At 55.1% G+C, this 18,305-nt stretch carries 10 protein-coding genes; 5 read left to right on the forward strand and 5 right to left on the reverse strand.

Annotation, left to right across the window (positions count from 1 at the left end):
* Positions 1–25: 25 nt before the first annotated feature.
* The 3 genes from serA to C8N40_RS14125 form a co-directional block, all read right to left on the reverse strand.
* The gene (gene serA / locus C8N40_RS14115) at positions 26–1,918 is read right to left on the reverse strand and encodes a phosphoglycerate dehydrogenase (RefSeq protein ID WP_108212429.1); all 1,893 of its coding nucleotides are present in this window, start codon (positions 1,916–1,918) and stop codon (positions 26–28) included.
* A gap of 134 nt (positions 1,919–2,052) precedes the next feature.
* Positions 2,053–3,189 carry an N-acetyl-alpha-D-glucosaminyl L-malate synthase BshA gene (gene bshA, locus C8N40_RS14120; protein ID WP_108212430.1) on the reverse strand — a complete coding sequence of 379 codons (1,137 nt, stop codon included), beginning with the start codon at positions 3,187–3,189 and terminating at the stop codon, positions 2,053–2,055.
* Between the two features lie 75 nt (positions 3,190–3,264).
* Positions 3,265–6,213 carry a serine hydrolase domain-containing protein gene (locus C8N40_RS14125; protein ID WP_245905127.1) on the reverse strand — a complete coding sequence of 983 codons (2,949 nt, stop codon included), beginning with the start codon at positions 6,211–6,213 and terminating at the stop codon, positions 3,265–3,267.
* Positions 6,214–6,634: 421 nt separating this feature from the next.
* Here C8N40_RS14125 and mutL point away from each other — a divergent pair, with 421 nt between their 5' ends.
* The 4 genes from mutL to C8N40_RS14145 all read left to right on the forward strand — a co-directional run bounded on the left by mutL (position 6,635) and on the right by C8N40_RS14145 (position 13,076).
* Positions 6,635–8,494 carry a DNA mismatch repair endonuclease MutL gene (gene mutL / locus C8N40_RS14130; protein WP_108212432.1) on the forward strand — a complete coding sequence of 620 codons (1,860 nt, stop codon included), beginning with the start codon at positions 6,635–6,637 and terminating at the stop codon, positions 8,492–8,494.
* A gap of 128 nt (positions 8,495–8,622) precedes the next feature.
* Positions 8,623–9,402 carry a rhomboid family intramembrane serine protease gene (locus tag C8N40_RS14135; RefSeq protein WP_108212433.1) on the forward strand — a complete coding sequence of 260 codons (780 nt, stop codon included), beginning with the start codon at positions 8,623–8,625 and terminating at the stop codon, positions 9,400–9,402.
* Between the two features lie 6 nt (positions 9,403–9,408).
* Entirely contained in the window at positions 9,409–10,314 is a 906-nt protein-coding gene (locus tag C8N40_RS14140; protein ID WP_108212434.1) for a rhomboid family intramembrane serine protease, read from the forward strand.
* 158 nt (positions 10,315–10,472) lie between these two features.
* A complete protein-coding gene (locus C8N40_RS14145; protein WP_108212435.1) occupies positions 10,473–13,076 on the forward strand; it encodes a BamA/TamA family outer membrane protein in 2,604 nt (867 codons plus the stop codon).
* Positions 13,077–14,003: 927 nt separating this feature from the next.
* Here C8N40_RS14145 and mdh read toward each other — a convergent pair.
* Positions 14,004–14,942 (reverse strand): malate dehydrogenase, encoded by a 939-nt coding sequence (mdh, locus tag C8N40_RS14150; RefSeq protein ID WP_092099919.1) that lies wholly within the window; start codon positions 14,940–14,942, stop codon positions 14,004–14,006.
* 149 nt (positions 14,943–15,091) lie between these two features.
* Positions 15,092–16,423, reverse strand: a complete 1,332-nt coding sequence (tilS, locus tag C8N40_RS14155; RefSeq protein WP_108212436.1) for a tRNA lysidine(34) synthetase TilS — start codon at positions 16,421–16,423, stop codon at positions 15,092–15,094.
* Between the two features lie 132 nt (positions 16,424–16,555).
* On the opposite strand from tilS, the gene C8N40_RS14160 reads away from it, so the two are divergent.
* Entirely contained in the window at positions 16,556–18,241 is a 1,686-nt protein-coding gene (locus tag C8N40_RS14160; RefSeq protein WP_108212437.1) for an OstA-like protein, read from the forward strand.
* Positions 18,242–18,305 lie beyond the last annotated feature (64 nt).

The raw sequence follows: 18,305 nt of genomic DNA on the forward strand, positions 1-18,305 counted from the left end.
CTATAAAATCATACCTCATCACTGGTTAATAAAGGATGCGGAACTTGATCGTGTGCGGCACCTGCTTCATGTCGTTTACCACCTGCTTGTCGTAGGCCTTGTCGATATCGGTGATCACGTAACCCACGCGCTCGTTCGTTTTCAGGTACTGGCCCAGGATGTTCACCTGGTTTTGGGCAAGCACCTGGTTGATGCTGGCCAGCACACCCGGCACGTTGGCGTGGATGTGGATGAGGCGGTGCGCATTCTTGAGTTCCGGCAACTGCAAGTTCGGGAAGTTCACGCTGCCATAGGTGTTGCCTGAGTTGATGTAGTCCATGATGCGGTTAGGCACGAAGTTGGCGATGTTTTCCTGCGCTTCGGAGGTGCTGCCCCCCACGTGCGGGGTCAGGATAACGTTCGGCAGGCCGCACAGCTCGCTCTCAAACGGATCGCTGTTGGTGGCTGGTTCCTCGGGGAACACATCCACGCCGGCGCCGCTTACCTTGCCCGATTTTATACTTTGCACCAGCGCCTCGATGTCCACTACATGGCCGCGGCTCAGGTTCAGGAATATCACACCGTCTTTCATGGCGGCAAACTCCTCGGCACCGATCAGGTTCTTGTTCTCCGGTCTGCCATCCACATGAAGTGTTACTATGTCCACTTTCTCGAGCAGCTCACGGAGCGAATGGCACTTGCGGGCATTTCCCAGCTGCAGCTTCTCCACCACGTCGTAATAGTATACTTCCATGCCCATCGCCTCTGCCAATACCGACAGTTGCGCCCCGATGTTGCCGTAGCCCACAATGCCCAGCTTCTTGTCGCGCACCTCAAAGCTGCCCTTCGCCGATTTATCCCATTTGCCCTGGTGCATCTTGTTGCTCTTGTCCAACACGTTGCGGCTTAGCATGATGATCTCGCCCAGCGCCAGCTCCACCACGCTGCGGGTGTTGCTATAAGGAGCGTTGAATACGGTAATGCCGGCCTCGAGACAGGCGTTCAGATCAATCTGGTTGGTGCCAATGCAGAAGGCGCCCACGCACATGAGGCGGTTGGCGTGCTCTAATACCCTGCGCGTTACCTGCGTTTTGCTGCGGATGCCAAGTATGGAAACGTTCTTTATCTTCTCACAAAGCTCCTCCTCGCTCAGGGCTCCGCTGATTGTCTCTACCTGATAGCCCTCGCGGCGGTACAGCTCTACGGCCTGGGGGTGTATGTTCTCCAGCAGCAGCACGCTGATGCGGTTTTTAGGGTAAGATATTGCCATCGGTAACTTATTTTGATACAGGAATTCGTCAAGCGTGGGGGCGATGTGCTCGGCCTTGGCCACCACGTTGTCGCGCACCACGTTCTCGGTGAAGGCGTAAAACTTATTGGCCAGCCCGGCCTCTTTTATCTCATAGTCGGTGTAGCCGTCGCCCAGCACGTACACATCACCGGGCAGGGCCAACTGCTCCAGCAGCCGTATCTTGCCTTTATCCAGGCACAGCGGGTTCGCCTCGTCAAAGCCCACCAGGTTGCCCTGGGCATCCACCTTAAAGGTGTTGGCATACACGTTTTCCTCCTTTATGCCATACTCCGTTACGATGGGCGTGATAAACTCCTTAAACCCACTGGAGATGATGTAGATCTGGTCGGCGTACTGGTGCAGGAAGTCGCGGTTGCGGCGGATGGATTCGGATACTTTTTCGCGGAGGCGGCTGATGAGCTGCGGCAGGTGGTTTTGGTGCGCCTGCAGCAGGGCCAGGCGTTCGGTCAGCCCTTTCGAAAAGGAGCTTTGGCCGGCCATGGCGCTGTCCGTAATCTCTTTGATCTGGTCCAGCAGTTGGCTGCGCTCGGGGTGGTTTTGAAGGGAGATGGCCCCCAGTTCGTCCAGGGCTTCTACCTGGGTGAAGGTGCTGTCGAAGTCAATGATAAAGTACTTGTCTTTGCTCATGATGGAAGTATGGCTGTGAAAGACTGTAAGCCCGAAAGGTATAAAAAAAGAACCAGCCGCGCAGCTACGGACTGGTTCTTTTTGAGATTATACTTCGTTAAAAGCTAAATACTTGTAAAAGCAGCAAGTAGGAATTATAAAAGTGCTAACTGCTCGGTGATGATGCGCTGGTAGAATGCCTCGTACAGCGGCAGGATCTTCTCGATGTCGAAGTCGTGGGCACGCTGCAGGGCGTTTGCCTTGAACTGCGGCAGGCGCTCGTCATCAAGTACATACAGCGTGTTCTGCACCATTTCGTCCACGGCACCCACCGGACTCACAAAGCCGGTCACCCCGTTTATGTTCAGCTCCGGTATACCGCCCGCGTTGGAAGAAATAACCGGCACCTCGCAGGCCATGGCCTCCAGGGCCGCCAGGCCGAAACTCTCCTTCTCCGACGGCATCAGGAACAGATCAGAAATAGACAGCACCTCTTCCACGGCCTCCTGCTTTCCTAAGAAGCGCACGTCGTTGTAAATCTGCAGCTCGCGGCACAGCTTCTCCATTTTGGGCCGATCAGGACCGTCGCCTACCAGCAGCAGGCGGCTGGGGATCTGCTCACGAACCTTGGCAAAAATGCGGATCACGTCCTCCACGCGCTTCACGCCCCGGAAGTTAGAAGTATGCACCAGCAGCTTCTCGTTATTTGGCGCGATAGCCATCCTAAAGTGCTCCTTTTTCTGGCGCTTAAACTTGGCCAGATCAATAAAGTTGGGGATAACCTCAATCTCTTTCTCTATCTGGAAGAAGTCGTAGGTCTCAGCGCGCAGGCTGTCCGACACGGCTGTTACCCCATCCGACTGGTTGATGCTGAAGGTAACCACCGGCTCAAAAGAGGCATCTTTGCCTACCAGGGTGATGTCTGTGCCGTGCAGGGTGGTGATAACGGGGATGTTGATGCCCTTGGTGCGCAGGATCTGCTTGGCCATATAGGCTGCCGAGGCGTGCGGAATGGCGTAGTGCACGTGCAGCACGTCCAGCTTCTCGAACCGTACAATATCTACCATTTTACTGGCCAGCGCCAACTCGTAAGGCGGGTACTGGAAGAGCGGGTAAGTAGGGATGTATACTTCGTGGTAGTAGATGTTCTCGTTAAAGATATCGAGGCGCGCCGGTTGGCTATAGGTGATAAAGTGAACCTGATGCCCCTTCAGCGCCAGGGCTTTTCCCAGCTCGGTAGCTACCACGCCGCTTCCGCCGAACGTCGGGTAACAGACAATTCCTATTTTCATACTTGTTAGGTGTATGGCAAAAAAACAAGTGCAGCCCCATTTTGTTGCTGCACTCGCGAAACTACTGATTTTATTTTATGTTTTGGGCGCCATGGCTTTGTAAATCACATCGTGTATCCTGGTGCGGATGTTATACTTTACCAGCTTGTTGTTGCTGGCGTCGGGATACACCCTGTTCGACAGGAAGATGTAAATCAGTTTGTTCTCCGGGTCTGTCCAGGCGGCGGTTCCGGTAAAGCCGGTGTGGCCGAAGGTCTGTGGTGAGGCCAGCGCCGAGGTCGGTCCGTTGCCGTCCAGGGCGGGCTTGTCCCATCCCAGTCCGCGGCGGCTTCCTTCCGTCTGCCTTGCCGCAAACTCCGATACCACCTCCGAGTTAAAATACTTGTGTCCGCCGTAGATGCCGTTGTTCATGTTCATCTGCAAAAGTATGGCCAGGTCGTTGGCGTTGGAGAACAGGCCCGCATGGCCGGCCACTCCGCCCATCATGGCGGCTCCCTGGTCGTGCACCGTTCCCCGGATCAGGTTCTTGCGGAAATAGTTGTCGTCCTCGGTGGGGGCAATGATCTCGCGCGGATGCCGGAGCAGCGGCGTATAGGTCAGGGTACTGAGGCCAAGCGGCGCGTAGAAGTTCTGGTTCAGGAACTCATCAATCGGCTGGTTTAGCTGTCGCTCGGCCACACGCTTGAGGATGTAGAAGCCCAGGTCGCTGTAGGCGTAGCTGTACGTACCGTTCTTCTGCTTGGGCATCAGCGGCGTCTTCACCGTCCAGGACCAGAGCGTGTCTTCCATCGAGTAAATGGAGTATACGCCCGGGATCACCTCGTTCATGTACGTGTCGTTCTGCGTGCTGGCGTAAAAGGTCTCCTTCAGCTTGCGGTTATCGATCGTTTTCTGCCAGGTAGGGATGCCCGGTTTCAGACCCGCCTGATGCGCCAGGATGTCGCGCAGCACGAGGTTGGCCTTGTTGGTGCCTTTTAGCTCCGGCAGGTACGTGACGAGCTTCTCGTCCAGGTTGATTTTGCCCTGATCTTTCAGGAACATAACGGCCTGCAGGGTAGCGGCTACCTTGGTGATGGAAGCGATATCGTAGATGGTGTTTTTCGTTACCGGCTTCACGGCATCGTAAGTGTAGTGGCCGTAGGCTTTGTTATAGATCACGGTGCCTTCCTTCACCACCAGCACCTGCATACCGGGCGTAGCGGCGTAAGCAATCGCTTCGGTGGCGATGTTGTCGATTTGTGCGAGGGTCTTGGAGTCCATGCCCACACTCTCCGGCACGCCATACTTCAGGCGGCCCAAGGTAGCGGTAGGCAAGCCCGTGCCGGCGGTATACTTGGCAGAGGCTGTAATAGGCAGCTTTCCCTGCGCGGCGCGGGCGCCAAACAGCACCTGCGGCACCAGCGACTGCGATATAGGATTGTCCTCGTAGCCGGCCACCAGCCAGTTGTTGCCCTCAAACAGCTTCAGGCTATAGGCGTTGCCCATCACGGCTACGATTACTTTCTTGTCGGTGCGCTCGCGCAGGTACTGGATAAAGGCCAGCGTGCCGGTGCCTATGCCGTAGTTTCGGGCGGGGGTGCTGTTCATGCCGTGGATGCTCACCACCACCACATCGCTCTCCTGCAGTTTCGGAATGATATTGGTGAAGGCAGAATCCGGGGCGTACCGGTTCGGGATAGTGAACTGCTTTACAGGGGCATAGTTGGCCAGTGTTTCCTGAAACGTATTGCCCACCGAGGCGCCCACAGCAACAGAAGCTATACTTAAGGTATCTAGGTTGCGGAACGGGATCAGGTTATCCTTGTTCTCCACCACCGTAATGGCATGCTCATACAATTGCTCCTGCACCACGCGGCTGGCAGGGCGCTCCAAATCCTCCTGCAGCTTTTCGAGCTTCACGGGTTTATACTTGTTCAGGCCGGCCCAGTACTTGGCGTGCAGGATCTTGCGCACGCGCTGGTCAATCTCAGCCTGGGTAATCTGGCCTTTCTTCACGGCCTTGGAAATCTTGTCTACCGCCGTAGGCACATCCTCCGGAAACAGCAGCACGTCGTTACCGGCCAGCAGGGCCTTCAGGTCCAACTCGCCGGGCTTATGGAATTTGCTCACGCCCTGCATGTTTAGAGCATCGGTGAACACCAGGCCCTTATACTTCATCTTCTCTTTCAGAAGGCCGGTTACGATGGGTTTGGAGAGCGTAGACGCCTGGTTTTTGGTAGAGTCCACGTTTGGCAAGTATAAGTGCGCCACCATCACGCCCATCACGCCCGCGTCGAACGACTGCTTAAACGGGTAGAGCTCTACCTCGGTCAGGCGCTTCATATCATGCTGTATCACAGGAAGGTTGTAGTGCGAGTCCACATCGGTGTCGCCGTGGCCGGGGAAGTGTTTGGCCACCGCCATCACGCCGTGGTCCTGCAAGCCGCGGATATAAGCCACGCCGTAGCGGCTCACGGTCTCTTTAGACTCGCCGAAGGAGCGGGTGCCGATAACGGGGTTGTTGGCGTTGTTGTTCACGTCGAGTACCGGCGAAAAGCTTACGTTCACGCCCAGGCGCTTCATTTTCAGGGCTATCTCGCGGGCCATCATGTACACGTAGCGGTCGTCGTGCATGGCGCCCAGGGTCATCTGGCGGGCAAAGTGCATGCTGCTGTCCAGGCGCATGTTCAGGCCCCACTCGGCATCCATGGCCACCAGGAGCGGCACCTTGGCCATACGTTGGAAGCGGTTGGTAAGCACAGCCTGGCGCATGGGGCCGCCCTGCATAAACATGATGCCCCCGATGTTGTACTGGCTCACCAGCGAGTCGAGGTGCTGTACGTGGCGCTCATCCTTGTTGGAGTAGGCGGCCACCATAAACAGTTGCCCGATGCGCTGCGAAGGAGTTAAAGTCGTAAGGACACTGTCGACCCATTGCTGTTCCCGTGGGTGCACAATAATCTCCTCTGACGGGTTAAAAGACATCAGCGGCCCCATGACAAGAAAAACAAGAATCAACACACCTACACTAAAACTCTTCAACATCCTACGCTACTATTTATTAATTGGAACAAGTCAAAATTAAACCTAATTTTGCACAAGGCAGTTCAGAATTACAGACTAAAACAGCTTGTTTCCCGGCTTTTCGGCGGCTGTCGCGATAAGAGGAAGGAGCGCCTTACAGCCTATCTGCAGCTCACGTGGCCACTAAGGGTAGCCTTACTGTGCTAACGCCACCAGCCCCGGCATCTATATAAAAGATCGCTATACTTTTAACACGATAAGAAAAGCGAAACTGTTAGCTGGTTTTCAGGCTTCTGAACAGAAGCTTCTGTAATTTAATAATAAATTTAACTCTGAATTAGTTCTGCCTTTGTAAATTAAGTAGAGCAAATATTTGGCCACGATGGCAGAAACAGCCGGAAAGTAACAGAACCCATAAGTTTAGGAGGAATTAGAAAAGCGGATGCCCGATATCATACACTTACTGCCTGATTTTCTTGCCAACCAGATTGCGGCCGGCGAAGTGGTGCAACGGCCTGCCTCTGTGGTGAAGGAGCTGTTGGAGAACGCCATCGACGCGCAGGCCACCAGCATACAGTTGATCGTAAAGGAAGCAGGGAAGCAACTGGTGCAGGTGGTGGATAACGGCCTGGGCATGACCGAGACCGACGCCCGCATGTGCTTTGAGCGCCACGCGACCTCTAAAATCCGCACGACCGACGATCTGTTTCGCATCCGCACCATGGGTTTCCGGGGCGAGGCGATGGCCTCTATTGGCGCAGTGGCGCAGGTAGAACTTAAGACAAAACCCCACGGAGCCGAGACTGGCACGAAACTGCTGGTGGAGGGCTCGGAGGTGGTGGCGCAGGAGCCGGTAGTCACCCCGGAGGGCACTTCCATTTCCGTGAAGAACCTGTTTTACAATGTGCCTGCCCGCCGCAACTTCCTCAAATCCAACGCTGTGGAGATGCGCCACATCCTGGAGGAGTTCCAGCGGGTGGCCCTGGCCTACCCGGACGTAACGTTCTCGCTGCATCACAACGACACGGAGGTGTTTAACCTGCCGGCCACCAAGCTAAGCCAGCGCATTGTAAGTATACTGGGCAGTACCTATAAAAACCAGATGGCCTACTGCGAGGAAGACACAGGCTTTCTGGTGGTGAAGGGCTATGTGGGCAAGCCGGAGCACGCCAAGAAATCGCGGGGGGAGCAGTTCTTCTTCGTCAACAACCGGTTTGTGAAGAGCGGCTACCTGAACCACGCCGTGATGACGGCCTTTGAGGGCTTGCTGGCCAAGGAAAACCATCCGTTCTACGTGCTCTTCATCGAAATCGACCCGGAGAAGATAGACATCAACGTACACCCCACCAAAACCGAGATTAAGTTTGAGGATGAGAAGACGGTGTATGCCATTGTGCATGCGGCCGTGAAACGCGCCCTCGGTGCCTATAACATTGCCCCCTCACTCGACTTTGAGCAGGATGTGAACTACGCCCCGCTACAGCCCATCAGCCTGAGGGGGGGCTTTAACAGCGAGTTTGAGCCGGATCGGAAAACAGCAGGAGGAAGCAGTGGCAGCACTTCTTTCCCGGGCTTTACGCCGCCTGCCACCACCCGCCGGGCCACCTCCAGGGGCTGGGAGCAACTCTACGAGCCCCTGCGCGAAACTGGACAAGAGGAGCAGGCAAGTATGGCGCCTGCCGAAACCAGCCTGCTCAGCGATGCCTTTGCGGCCCCGGACGCTGCGCCGGCCTCGGCCAAGAAGGCCATCCAGATACATCAGAAGTATTTACTCGTACAGGTAAAATCGGGGATGATGGTGATTGACCAGCAGGCGGCCCAGGAGCGTATCCTGTACGAAAAGTACATCGCCTCGCTGCAGAAGAAAACCGCCGCCTCGCAGGCGCTGCTCTTTCCGCAGACCGTGGAGCTATCGGCTACTGATGCCGTGCTGATAAAGGAGCTGGCGGCCGAGTTCAAGGACATGGGGTTTCAGTTTGAGGATTTTGGCGGCAACACCATCATCCTGAACGGCATACCGGCCGATGTGCAGGCCACCGATGAAAAAGGCTTGCTGGAGGAACTGATAGAGCAGTACAAGAACAATGCGGCCACGTTGAAGCTTGAGAAGCGGGAAAACCTGGCCCGTGCCATGGCCAAGCGACTGGCTGCGCGCTCGCAGGCGCGTATGAGCGACTTTGAGATGAACGCCCTGGTGGATAAGCTCTTTGCGTGCCAGGTACCCAACTACACGCCCGGCGGCCAGAAAACGCTGGTGATCATGGAGCTTGGCCAGCTGCATGATCTGTTTCTGAAAGCGTAGGGTAAGTACCAACAAGTTGAACGTTTAATCGTTGATTCAGAAGTATGGCTCACCTGGGTCAACTAATAAACCAAAGTATAAAACCAAGCCGGGCCGGGGCGGTTATACTTCCATAAAAGAAAAATCGCATGTTCAATATCACTCCTATGGTCAGGAACCTCCTGATCATCAACGTGGTTGTCTTCCTGCTGCAGATAAACGGCATCATTGACCTGCAGACGTTTGCGCTGCATTATTTCGGATCAGAACTGTTCCGGCCGGTGCAGCTGTTCACACACATGTTTATGCACGGCGGCTGGGCGCACCTGTTCAGCAACATGTTCAGCCTCTTTATCTTCGGCCCCTTGCTGGAGCGCTTCTGGGGTTCGCAGCGCTTCCTGATGTTTTACCTGATCACAGGCCTGGGGGCCAGCCTTTTATACTCCGGCGTGCGTGCCTATGAGCTGAACCAGTTGGAGAACGAGACAGTCATGTACATGGCTAACCCGGATCCGATGGCCTTCTACAATTACATGGAGGACCACTACAACGGCCGCTACAACACGCGGTTCGCGGTAGAGTACCGCCGCAACCCGGATAACCCGACGTACATAGAAGAAAGCAAGGAGGCGGTGCGTTATGTGTTCGGGCAAGTGTTCAACAGCCCGATGCTGGGTGCCTCCGGCGCTGTTTTTGGTATCCTGATGGCCTTTGGCCTGCTGTTCCCGAACCTGGAGCTCTTCCTACTCTTTTTGCCCATCCCGATAAAGGCCAAGTACTTTGTGCTGCTGTATGGGGGGTACGAATTGTATGCTGGCTTTAACCGGGTGCCCGGCGATAACGTAGCACACTTTGCACACCTGGGCGGCATGCTGTTCGCGTATATACTTGTAAAAATGTGGCAGCGCAACGACTACAGTAACTACTAAGGCATAATGAGTATAACCAACGATATAAAGAACGCCTTCCGGCAACCCAACAATACGCTTAAGCAGCTCATTATCATCAATGTGCTGGTGTTCCTGGTTTTCCTGATCATCGGCACGCCGCTAAGCTGGATGGGTTACGGCTGGATAGAGAAGTGGGCGCTCTACTATTTGTCCCTGCCGTCGCAGCCCATCGAGCTGCTCACCAAACCCTGGACGCTGATCACCTATTTCTTTACGCACGAGGGCTTCTTCCACATCCTGTTTAACATGCTGAACCTGTACTGGTTTGGCATGCTGCTGAACGAATACCTGGGCAGCCGGCGGTTGCTGAGCCTGTATGTGCTGGGCGGTCTGGCCGGCGGCTTGCTCTTTATCCTGATGTATAACCTGCTCCCGGGCTTCACCATGCGCAGCGGCCAGCTGATAGGGGCATCGGCCAGCGTGCTGGCTATCGTCGTGGCGGCGGCAACGCTGCTGCCGAATTTTACTTTCAACCTGATCCTGATTGGGCCAGTCAAGATAAAGTACATAGCGGCTGCGCTGGTGCTGATGTCGTGGGCGTTTGCGCACGAGAGCAGCGGAAATGCCGGCGGCAATATCGCCCACTTGGGTGGCGCGCTGATTGGCTGGATATTTATTAAGCAGTTGCAGCGCGGCTCTGACATGGGAAGGCCCATCCTGGCGGTCACCGACTTTTTTACCAACCTGTTTAAGCGCAAGCCCAAACTACGGGTAACCCATAGCAGCTTTGCAGGCGCCAAGCCGCAAGCCAACGGGAGCCGCAGCAGCAAACCCGCCCGCCCGGACCAAAACGAAATCGACCGCATCTTAGATAAGATATCCAGTTCCGGCTACGAGAGCCTTTCGAAAGAGGAGAAGCAAAAGCTCTTCCAGGCAAGCCAGAAAGATTAAAGCGCAAAACGGCACCCGCAAAGGGTGCCGCTTTTTGTTGGATCAAACCTGGTAAGGAACAAAGTATGAGTCCCTGCGGTGCAACCGCTACGGCAGCAGGAGTTGCAGGTAAAACCCTGTAGCAGCATATAAGTATAATGTGCAATCATACTTTACTTATGACATCAAGTAGAACAAAGTACAAAAAGTACAATATAAAGACACTTTTGTCTGTCCTCTTTCTGGCAAGCTGTTACCAGGCCACAGCCCAGACTATATCACCCCGGCAGGATAGTATCACCATCGCCATAGCCCCCGACTATAACGACGTAAGCAAGAGCCACCGCTTCTGGTTTGGCGACAACTACCGCGAGCTTTGGGCCACACCGGTTAAAATGCGGGTGCTGCGGCTGGACGAGGAGCAGGGCGGCCTAACGGTGCTGAAGCGGGGTGGTGGCCAGCAGACCAAGTCGCTGCGCCTACAGGATGCCACCGGCAAGGAGTGGGTGTTGCGCACGGTGCAGAAAGACCCGGAGAAGGCGTTGCCCGAGAACCTGCGCGCTACGGTGGCCAAAGACATCGTCCAGGATCAGATTTCGGCCTCACACCCTTTTGGCGCCCTGGTGGTGCCGCCCCTGGCCGAGGCCCTGAACGTGTTGCACACCAACCCCGAGATCGTGTACCTGCCCGAACATCCGGCCCTGCCAGACTCTGTGGCAGCCTATGCCAATGCCGTTTACCTGTTTGAGGAGCGCGAGCCCGTGCGCCATGGCCTGGACACCGACAATACCGAGAAAGTGCTGGAGAAGCTGAAGGAGGACAACGATGACCGGGTGAACCAGCAGTCCGTGCTGCGCGCCAGGCTGCTCGACATTGTGGTGGGCGACTGGGACAGGCACGAGGACCAGTGGCGCTGGCGTGATTTGGAGGACGAGACAGGCAAGCTCTATGATCCTATCCCCCGCGACCGCGACCAGATTTTCTTCAAAAATGAGGGGGTGATCCCGAAAATTGGCTCGCGTAAGTGGATTATGCCCAAGTTCCAGGGCTTTGATGCGGACATACGTAGTATAGAGGGGTTCAACTTTAATGCCCGCTACTTCGACCGCATGTTCATGAACCAGCTCAGCGAGGAAGACTGGCGCCGTGAGGTGCAGTATGTGCAGCAACAGCTGACAGACGAGGTGATTGAGCAGGCCATGCGCCGCATGCCTGCCCCAATCTATGAGCAGAGTGGCCCCGAGCTGGCCAGCATCCTGAAAGCCCGCCGCGACAACCTGATGGAGCAGGCTATGATTTATTACCGGTTCCTGGCCAAGGCCGTGGATGTGCCGGGCTCCGACAAGCACGAGGAGTTTGTGCTCAACTACCTGCCCAATGGCGATATCCACCTGCAAGTATACAAGATAAAGAAGGAGCGCGAGCGCGACCGGCTGCTGATGGAGCGCACCTTTTCTCCTGCCATCACGAACGAATTGCGCCTGTATGGCCGCGGCGGCGAGGATATTTTTAATGTACAGGGCAGCGGCAAATCAAGTATAAAAGTGCGGCTGATAGGGGGCGATGGCGTGGATGCCTTCAGGGCGGCGGATTATTTCCGGAACAAGGGCAAATTGTTCGTTTATGATCGCGCTGATGAGGAAAATATGATCCCGGATAAAGGTATGGCTAAAATCCGCACCTCCACCGACACCATCGTGAACAACTACGACCCGCGGAGCTTTAAGTATAACGTCCTGATGCCGCTCGGCACGGTAGGGTATAACCTGGATGATGGCGTGCTGCTGGGCCTCGGGTTTAAGTATACCAAGCACGGTTTTAGGAAGGAGCCGTATGCGGCGCAGCACAAGCTGATGGTGGGGCATGCCCTGGCTACCAATGCCTTTTTCGGGAGTTATGAGGGCGACTTCCCGCGCCTGATCGGCAAGTTTGACCTGGGCGTGGAACTGGATGCCCGGGCGCCGAACAACGTCAGCAACTTCTTTGGTGTGGGCAACAACACCGAGTTTATTGATACCGGCAGTAAGCCTATCCGCTACTACCGCACCCGCTACGACTTTATAGAGGGGCTGGCGGTGCTTCGGCGCCAACTCACGCAGCGCTTCCAAATATACGCCGGGGTAACAGGCCAGTTCTTCAGCATGCATCCTGACGATAACGAAGGGCGTTTCATTAACCTGTACCAGGCAGAGAACCCGGAGGAGAATCTTTTTAAGAGCAAGTACTACGGCGGTTTGGTGGGCGGATTTACCCTGGATACACGCAATGATGCCATACAACCCTCCAGCGGTATTTACTGGTCAACCCGTTTGCGCGGCCTAGCCCAGTTAAACGACGAGCAGGAAGAGTACGGGCAGCTGCAGTCGGAGCTGGGAGTATACTTCAGGCTGAGCGAAAGGCTGGTGCTGGCCAATCGCATTGGCGGCGGCACCACCTACGGTGATCCGGCTTTCTTCCAGCTTTTATACTTAGGCGGCACCAACAACCTGCGTGGCTACCGCAATTACCGCTTCGCCGGCGACCAGGTGGCCTTCCACAACCTGGAGCTGCGCCTCAAGCTGTTCGACTTCACCTCCTTTCTGTTTCCGGGCACCTTCGGCCTGATCGGGTTTAACGACCTGGGCCGCGTGTGGTCCGACAGGGGAGATGACGGTGGTGGGCTGCACCACGGCTACGGCGGCGGCATTTACGTGCTTCCGGCAGAGCTCATACTTTTCCACGGGGTAGTCGGTGTCTCCGAAGACGGTGTGTTGCCATACTTTTCGGTAGGGTTCAGGTTTTAGGCTGGTAGGTTCCTGAAGTGCCGGGTTTAACCCCTGCCTAAGTATAAACCCCACCCCAACCCTCCCCTAAAAACAGGGGAGGGAGCTTTCTGCAGCACCGGGTCCAACCACCCCTGGCCCCTCCTTGGCTAAGGAGGGGAGCTCTTTCATTGCTTTGGCTGAAGTATAAGTTTTATAGTCTAAGTATAAACACCCCTATTGAGCTTTGCTCGCAAGTTTCGAACTCCCGTTCTCACTTGTCCTCAAGGGAACAGTTTATACTTGCCTCGTTCCCTGTCATCTCGAGCCGAGCGAGAGATCTAACGGGAACTCTATCCAGATCTCTCCCGATGGTCGAGATGACAGCATAGCTTTGGCTATCGAGCTTATCCCAGCCTTTGGGTTGAGCGCCTTGTGAGCTCCGGTGCCCGGTGAGGGCATGCCGAGCGGCAGCGAGGCAAGGAGGGAACACCGCGCGATGCCCGAAGGCGAGGCCTCCCGGCCTAGGAGGGCAGAAAGTAGGAGATGCAGCGAGACGTTTGTGGGAACTAGAGGATGAACGGCAGCTAGTAAGGATAGCTTGGTTCAAGTTGCGGGAAGCAGCAACTATAAAAGTATAGCTGAAATAAGTATGGCTTTTCAAGCCAGTTGGGTTGCAAACCCAACAATATAAATTAAGCACGGGTTGCAAACCCGCGCCAGCGGAGGGATGGAAGGATAGCCAAAGTATAAAATCCTGCAAATCCATTCATCCTGTTAATCCTGATTCAGACAAGTATAAAGTATAGCCGAGGCAAGTATGGCTCTGCGAGACAGTTGGGTTACAAACTCGCTATCATCTATAGAACACAGGCATAAACACCCGCGCCGGAGAAGGGGCCTGGGAAAATAAAACGCCGCTTCTGCAAAGAAGCGGCGTTTTCAGTATCAACAAGTATACTTCTATACTTATTTGGCAGCGTTGATGTTATCCAGCGCGTCCATTACCTCTTTCACGTGTCCACGAGACGTCTCCAGCAATTGCTTCTCGTCGTCGTTCAGCTGCAGTTCGATGATCTTCTCGATACCGTTCTTGCCCAGGATAACCGGTACGCCCAGGTATACGCCGTCAATACCGTACTCGCCTTCCAGCTTCACGCAAACCGGGAACACACGACGCTGGTCGCGCACGATGGCCTCCACCATTTGAGCAGCCGCAGAACCCGGTGCATACCAGGCCGAAGTGCCCATCAGTTTCACCAGCTCGCCACCACCGTTCTTAGTGCGATCTACAATGGCGTTCAGCGTTTCCTCGTCGATCAGCTCCGTTACCGGGATACCACCTACCGTAGTATAGCGCGGAAGCGGAACCATGGTGTCGCCGTGGCCACCCATCAGCACCGCCTGGATGTCTTTTGGAGATACGTTCAGGGCCTCCGCCAGGAACGCACGGTAACGCGCCGTGTCCAGGATGCCGGCCATACCCATTACGCGGGTGCGTGGCAGCTTGGAAGTGATGTGCGCAGCATACGTCATTACGTCCAGTGGGTTAGAAACCACGATGATGATAGCGTTTGGCGAGTGCTTTACAATGTTCTCCGTTACCGACTGCACGATGCCGGCGTTGGTTGAGATCAAGTCGTCGCGGGTCATGCCGGGCTTGCGTGGCAGGCCGGACGTGATCACCACCACGTCAGAGTCAGCGGTTTTGCTATAATCGTTTGTTACGCCTACAGTGCGTGTGTCATATAGGTTGATAGGGGCTTTCTGCCAGATGTCCAGCGCCTTGCCTTCCGCAAAACCTTCTTTAATATCCACTAATACTACTTCGTTCGCGATTTCGCGGTAAGCCAGCACATCGGCGCATGTAGCCCCAACGTTACCCGCTCCAACTACGGTTACTTTCATGGTCGGATATAATTTTGTTATAGTTTTAGAATCAGTTAACTCCGGTAAAATTAGAAAAATCTATTATTAAAAGTTCGCAAAGTTGACTTTTCGTATCAAGTATCACGACACACGTATCACGTATTTAAAATCGTGCTACGTGATACGTGCTACGTGTGTCGTCCCAAGCTTATCTCCACTACCCGCTGCGTCTTATCCGTTACTTTAAACCGGTTATCCAGGCGTTGGTTTACCACCCAGGCCACCGACTGGTCCGAGATTAACAACAGTATACGGTCTTTAAGGTTGGTCGGTACTTTCTTGTCGATGAGGAAATCGCTGATCTTTTTCTTGCCGTTCATGCCCAGCGGCACAAACCAGTCCCCCTCCTGCCAGGCGCGCAGCTTCAGCGGGAACCGGAGCTGGTCGGCATCCAAAGCAGCCACATGCGGTTTGGTGTTGAGTTTATACTTGCCGGCATCCACATACTTTATGCTAAAGTATACATCGCCTGCCTGCACCTGCGTGTCGCCTTCCTGAATCAGTATACTTCCGAAGCTGCTCAGGTTGCGCGGGGTAATCACCAGCTGGTCGCGGTCCTTCACCAGGGTATGGGTAGGGGAGTCGAACTGCTTGCCCGACAGGCCATCGAGCGCCTCCACCAGTTCCAGCACCACGCTGTAGCTGAAGTTGAAAGGCCGCAGCAGCTCGTGCAGCACCACCGGCAGGCCCGTGGCGTTTTGCAGCGGCTTCAGCGACACATACCAGGCATTTTCGGCCTCTTTTATACTTTGCCCGCGCAGATTTTGGATGTAAGCAGATACGATACTTTCGGCATGGCTTACGCGCTCGGCCGTGTGCTGCATCGTCTCCTCCAGGCTCGGGTTTATCTCCTTCAGCACCGGAATCACCTCGTGGCGGATCTTGTTGCGCTGGTACTTGGTCGTCTCGTTAGAGGTATCCTCACGCCAGATCAGTTTGCGCTCCGTTACGTACTCGTAAATATCATCCTTGGTAATAGAGAGCATGGGGCGGATGATGTGGCCGTTCCGGGGCGGGATGCCGTGCAGACCCGCAATACCGGTGCCTTTTGTCAGGTGCAGCAATATGGTCTCGGTCAGATCGTTACTGTGGTGGGCCGTGGCGATGTAGTCGAAGCCTTCCTGCTGCCTTACCCGCTCAAACCACTCGTAGCGCAGGGTGCGGGCTGCCATCTGTATGGAGAGTTTCTCCTGCTCGGCAAAGGCGCGGGTGTTGAAGTTCTCGGTAAAAAAGGGCACGTCATACTTTTTGGCCAGTTTTTTGACGAACAGTTGGTCGGCCTCGGCGTCCTCGGCGCGCAGCCCGAAGTTGCAGTGCGCCACCGCGAAATCATACTTGAGCTGGTGCAGCACCTCGCAGAGCACCACCGAGTCGATGCCGCCGCTTACGGCTGCTAGTATTTTACTGTCGGGCTGGCATAGGCCGTGTGCCTGTATATAATCCGAAACTTTCTGAAGCATAGGAGAGGGGCTGGTAAATTTTTTCTACTTTTGAATTTATATTTGACAAAAGAACTTTTTGATAAAGGACAAAGGACGGATGCGTTCGCTGGTCTTTTGTCAGATTGTCTTTTGTCTTTTGTCGGATAAAGAATGAACTACGCAAAAATACTGCTTTCTCTTGTCTTTACGCTGTTTGCGTTGGCAGTTTTCGGGCAGCAGGTTACGCCGCCGCGTCCCGTGCTGAAGCCGCAAAGCCAACAGCCGCCCCGGCAGACCGAGCGCACGCCCGTAGACCTGCAGCAGGCCGACAGCCTGATTGGCGGTACTTTTAACGGGCAGCGCATCGACAAGCTCATCGGAAACGTGATCTTCAAGCAGAAGGACGGCACGCTGTATGCCGACTCGGTGTACCAGTATAAAGAGAAGAACATGCTGGAGGCGTTCGGCAGTGTGCGCATAAACCAAGCTGATACGGTGAATATTACGGGCAAGCGCGCCACCTACAACGGCGACACCCGCACAGCCACCATTATTGGCGATGTGGTGATGCGCGACCCGCGGATGACACTGACCACCCCCAGCCTCGTCTATAACCTGAACACCCGCACGGCCACCTATACCGAGGGCGGCGTGATTGTGGATCCGGAGAACCGCCTGGAGAGCCGCCGCGGTGCCTACAACACCGAAACCAAGATGTTCGACTTTGAGCAGAACGTGAAGGTGAAAACGGCCGACTACGACATCAAAGCGCAGAAAATGCGGTATAACACGCTTACCAAGGTCGTATACTTTCAGGGCCCCACCTTTATTGAAGGGCAGCAGGGCGACTTGTATGCTGAGGAGGGCACCTACAACACCATCACCAAGATTTCGAACTTCGGGCGCAACGCCTATATCCTCACCGACGAGTACCGGCTGGGCGGCGACAAGCTATACTATGACCAGAATACCGGCTATGGCTTTGCCGAGCGCAACGTGTCGCTGCGGGCGCTGAAGGACGACGTGACGATACGCGGCGCCATTGGCCGCTACTGGCGCGACAGGGGTGAGGCCAAAGTATACGGCAGCCCTGTGATGGAAACCATTATGGAAGGCGACACGCTCTTTTTGTCGGCCGACACGCTCTACTCGCAGGAGCCACGCGGGGAGCGCACAGCAAGTATGATTTACGCCTACAAGGACGTGAAGATCTTTAAATCGGACCTGCAGGGCAAGGCCGACTCGCTGAGCTACAACCGCACCGACTCTATCATGCACCTGAACGTAAACCCGGTGCTCTGGAGCGAAGAAAGCCAGATGGTGGCCGATACCATCCACATCCAGCTGCGCAACAAGACCATCGACCGCATGTACATGTACAGCAATGCCTTTATCTCCTCGGAAGACTCGCTGCAGAACTACAACCAGGTGAAGGGCCGCGACATGACAGCCTTCTTTGTGGGAGGCGATATCCGGCGGGTGAACGTGAACGGCAACGGCGAGAGTTTATACTTTGCGCTGGAGGACGATACGGTGCTGACGGGGATGAACAAAGCCATCTGCAGCGACATGACGCTGATGTTTGCGGAAAATAAACTCAAGCGGATTTCGTTTCTGGTGCAGCCCGATGCCAGTTTCATACCGCCGCACGAGTTAGGGGAGGACGACAAGCAATTGGAGGGCTTTACCTGGATGTCGGACATCAGGCCCACCAAGGAGCAGGTGCTGGCCAAGCAGCCCGCGCCGAAGGCCGGAGCTGCGCCCGCGCCCAAGCCCGCGATAAAGGCCCCGCCGGTTGAAAAGACCACCAAGGCCACCGGAAGGAAAGCAACCAGACTCAGGAAAAACAGGCAGTAGCGAAGAAAGACCTGCCAGCCTACGGAATCTCTTTTGTAAATCAAATGGATATTGTATAATTTTG

It is taken from the genome of Pontibacter mucosus, assembly GCF_003054055.1.
GTDB lineage: Bacteria > Bacteroidota > Bacteroidia > Cytophagales > Hymenobacteraceae > Pontibacter > Pontibacter mucosus.

Bases quoted from the DNA above. Each gene is read 5' to 3' on its own strand.
- bshA (WP_108212430.1), bottom strand. From the start codon at position 3,189: ATGAAAATAGGAATTGTCTGTTACCCGACGTTCGGCGGAAGCGGCGTG.
- C8N40_RS14125 (WP_245905127.1), bottom strand. From the start codon at position 6,213: ATGTTGAAGAGTTTTAGTGTAGGTGTGTTGATTCTTGTTTTTCTTGTC.
- mdh (WP_092099919.1), bottom strand. From the start codon at position 14,942: ATGAAAGTAACCGTAGTTGGAGCGGGTAACGTTGGGGCTACATGCGCC.
- C8N40_RS14145 (WP_108212435.1), top strand. From the start codon at position 10,473: ATGACATCAAGTAGAACAAAGTACAAAAAGTACAATATAAAGACACTT.
- C8N40_RS14140 (WP_108212434.1), top strand. From the start codon at position 9,409: ATGAGTATAACCAACGATATAAAGAACGCCTTCCGGCAACCCAACAAT.
- C8N40_RS14160 (WP_108212437.1), top strand. From the start codon at position 16,556: ATGAACTACGCAAAAATACTGCTTTCTCTTGTCTTTACGCTGTTTGCG.
- serA (WP_108212429.1), bottom strand. From the start codon at position 1,918: ATGAGCAAAGACAAGTACTTTATCATTGACTTCGACAGCACCTTCACC.
- C8N40_RS14135 (WP_108212433.1), top strand. From the start codon at position 8,623: ATGTTCAATATCACTCCTATGGTCAGGAACCTCCTGATCATCAACGTG.
- mutL (WP_108212432.1), top strand. From the start codon at position 6,635: ATGCCCGATATCATACACTTACTGCCTGATTTTCTTGCCAACCAGATT.
- tilS (WP_108212436.1), bottom strand. From the start codon at position 16,423: ATGCTTCAGAAAGTTTCGGATTATATACAGGCACACGGCCTATGCCAG.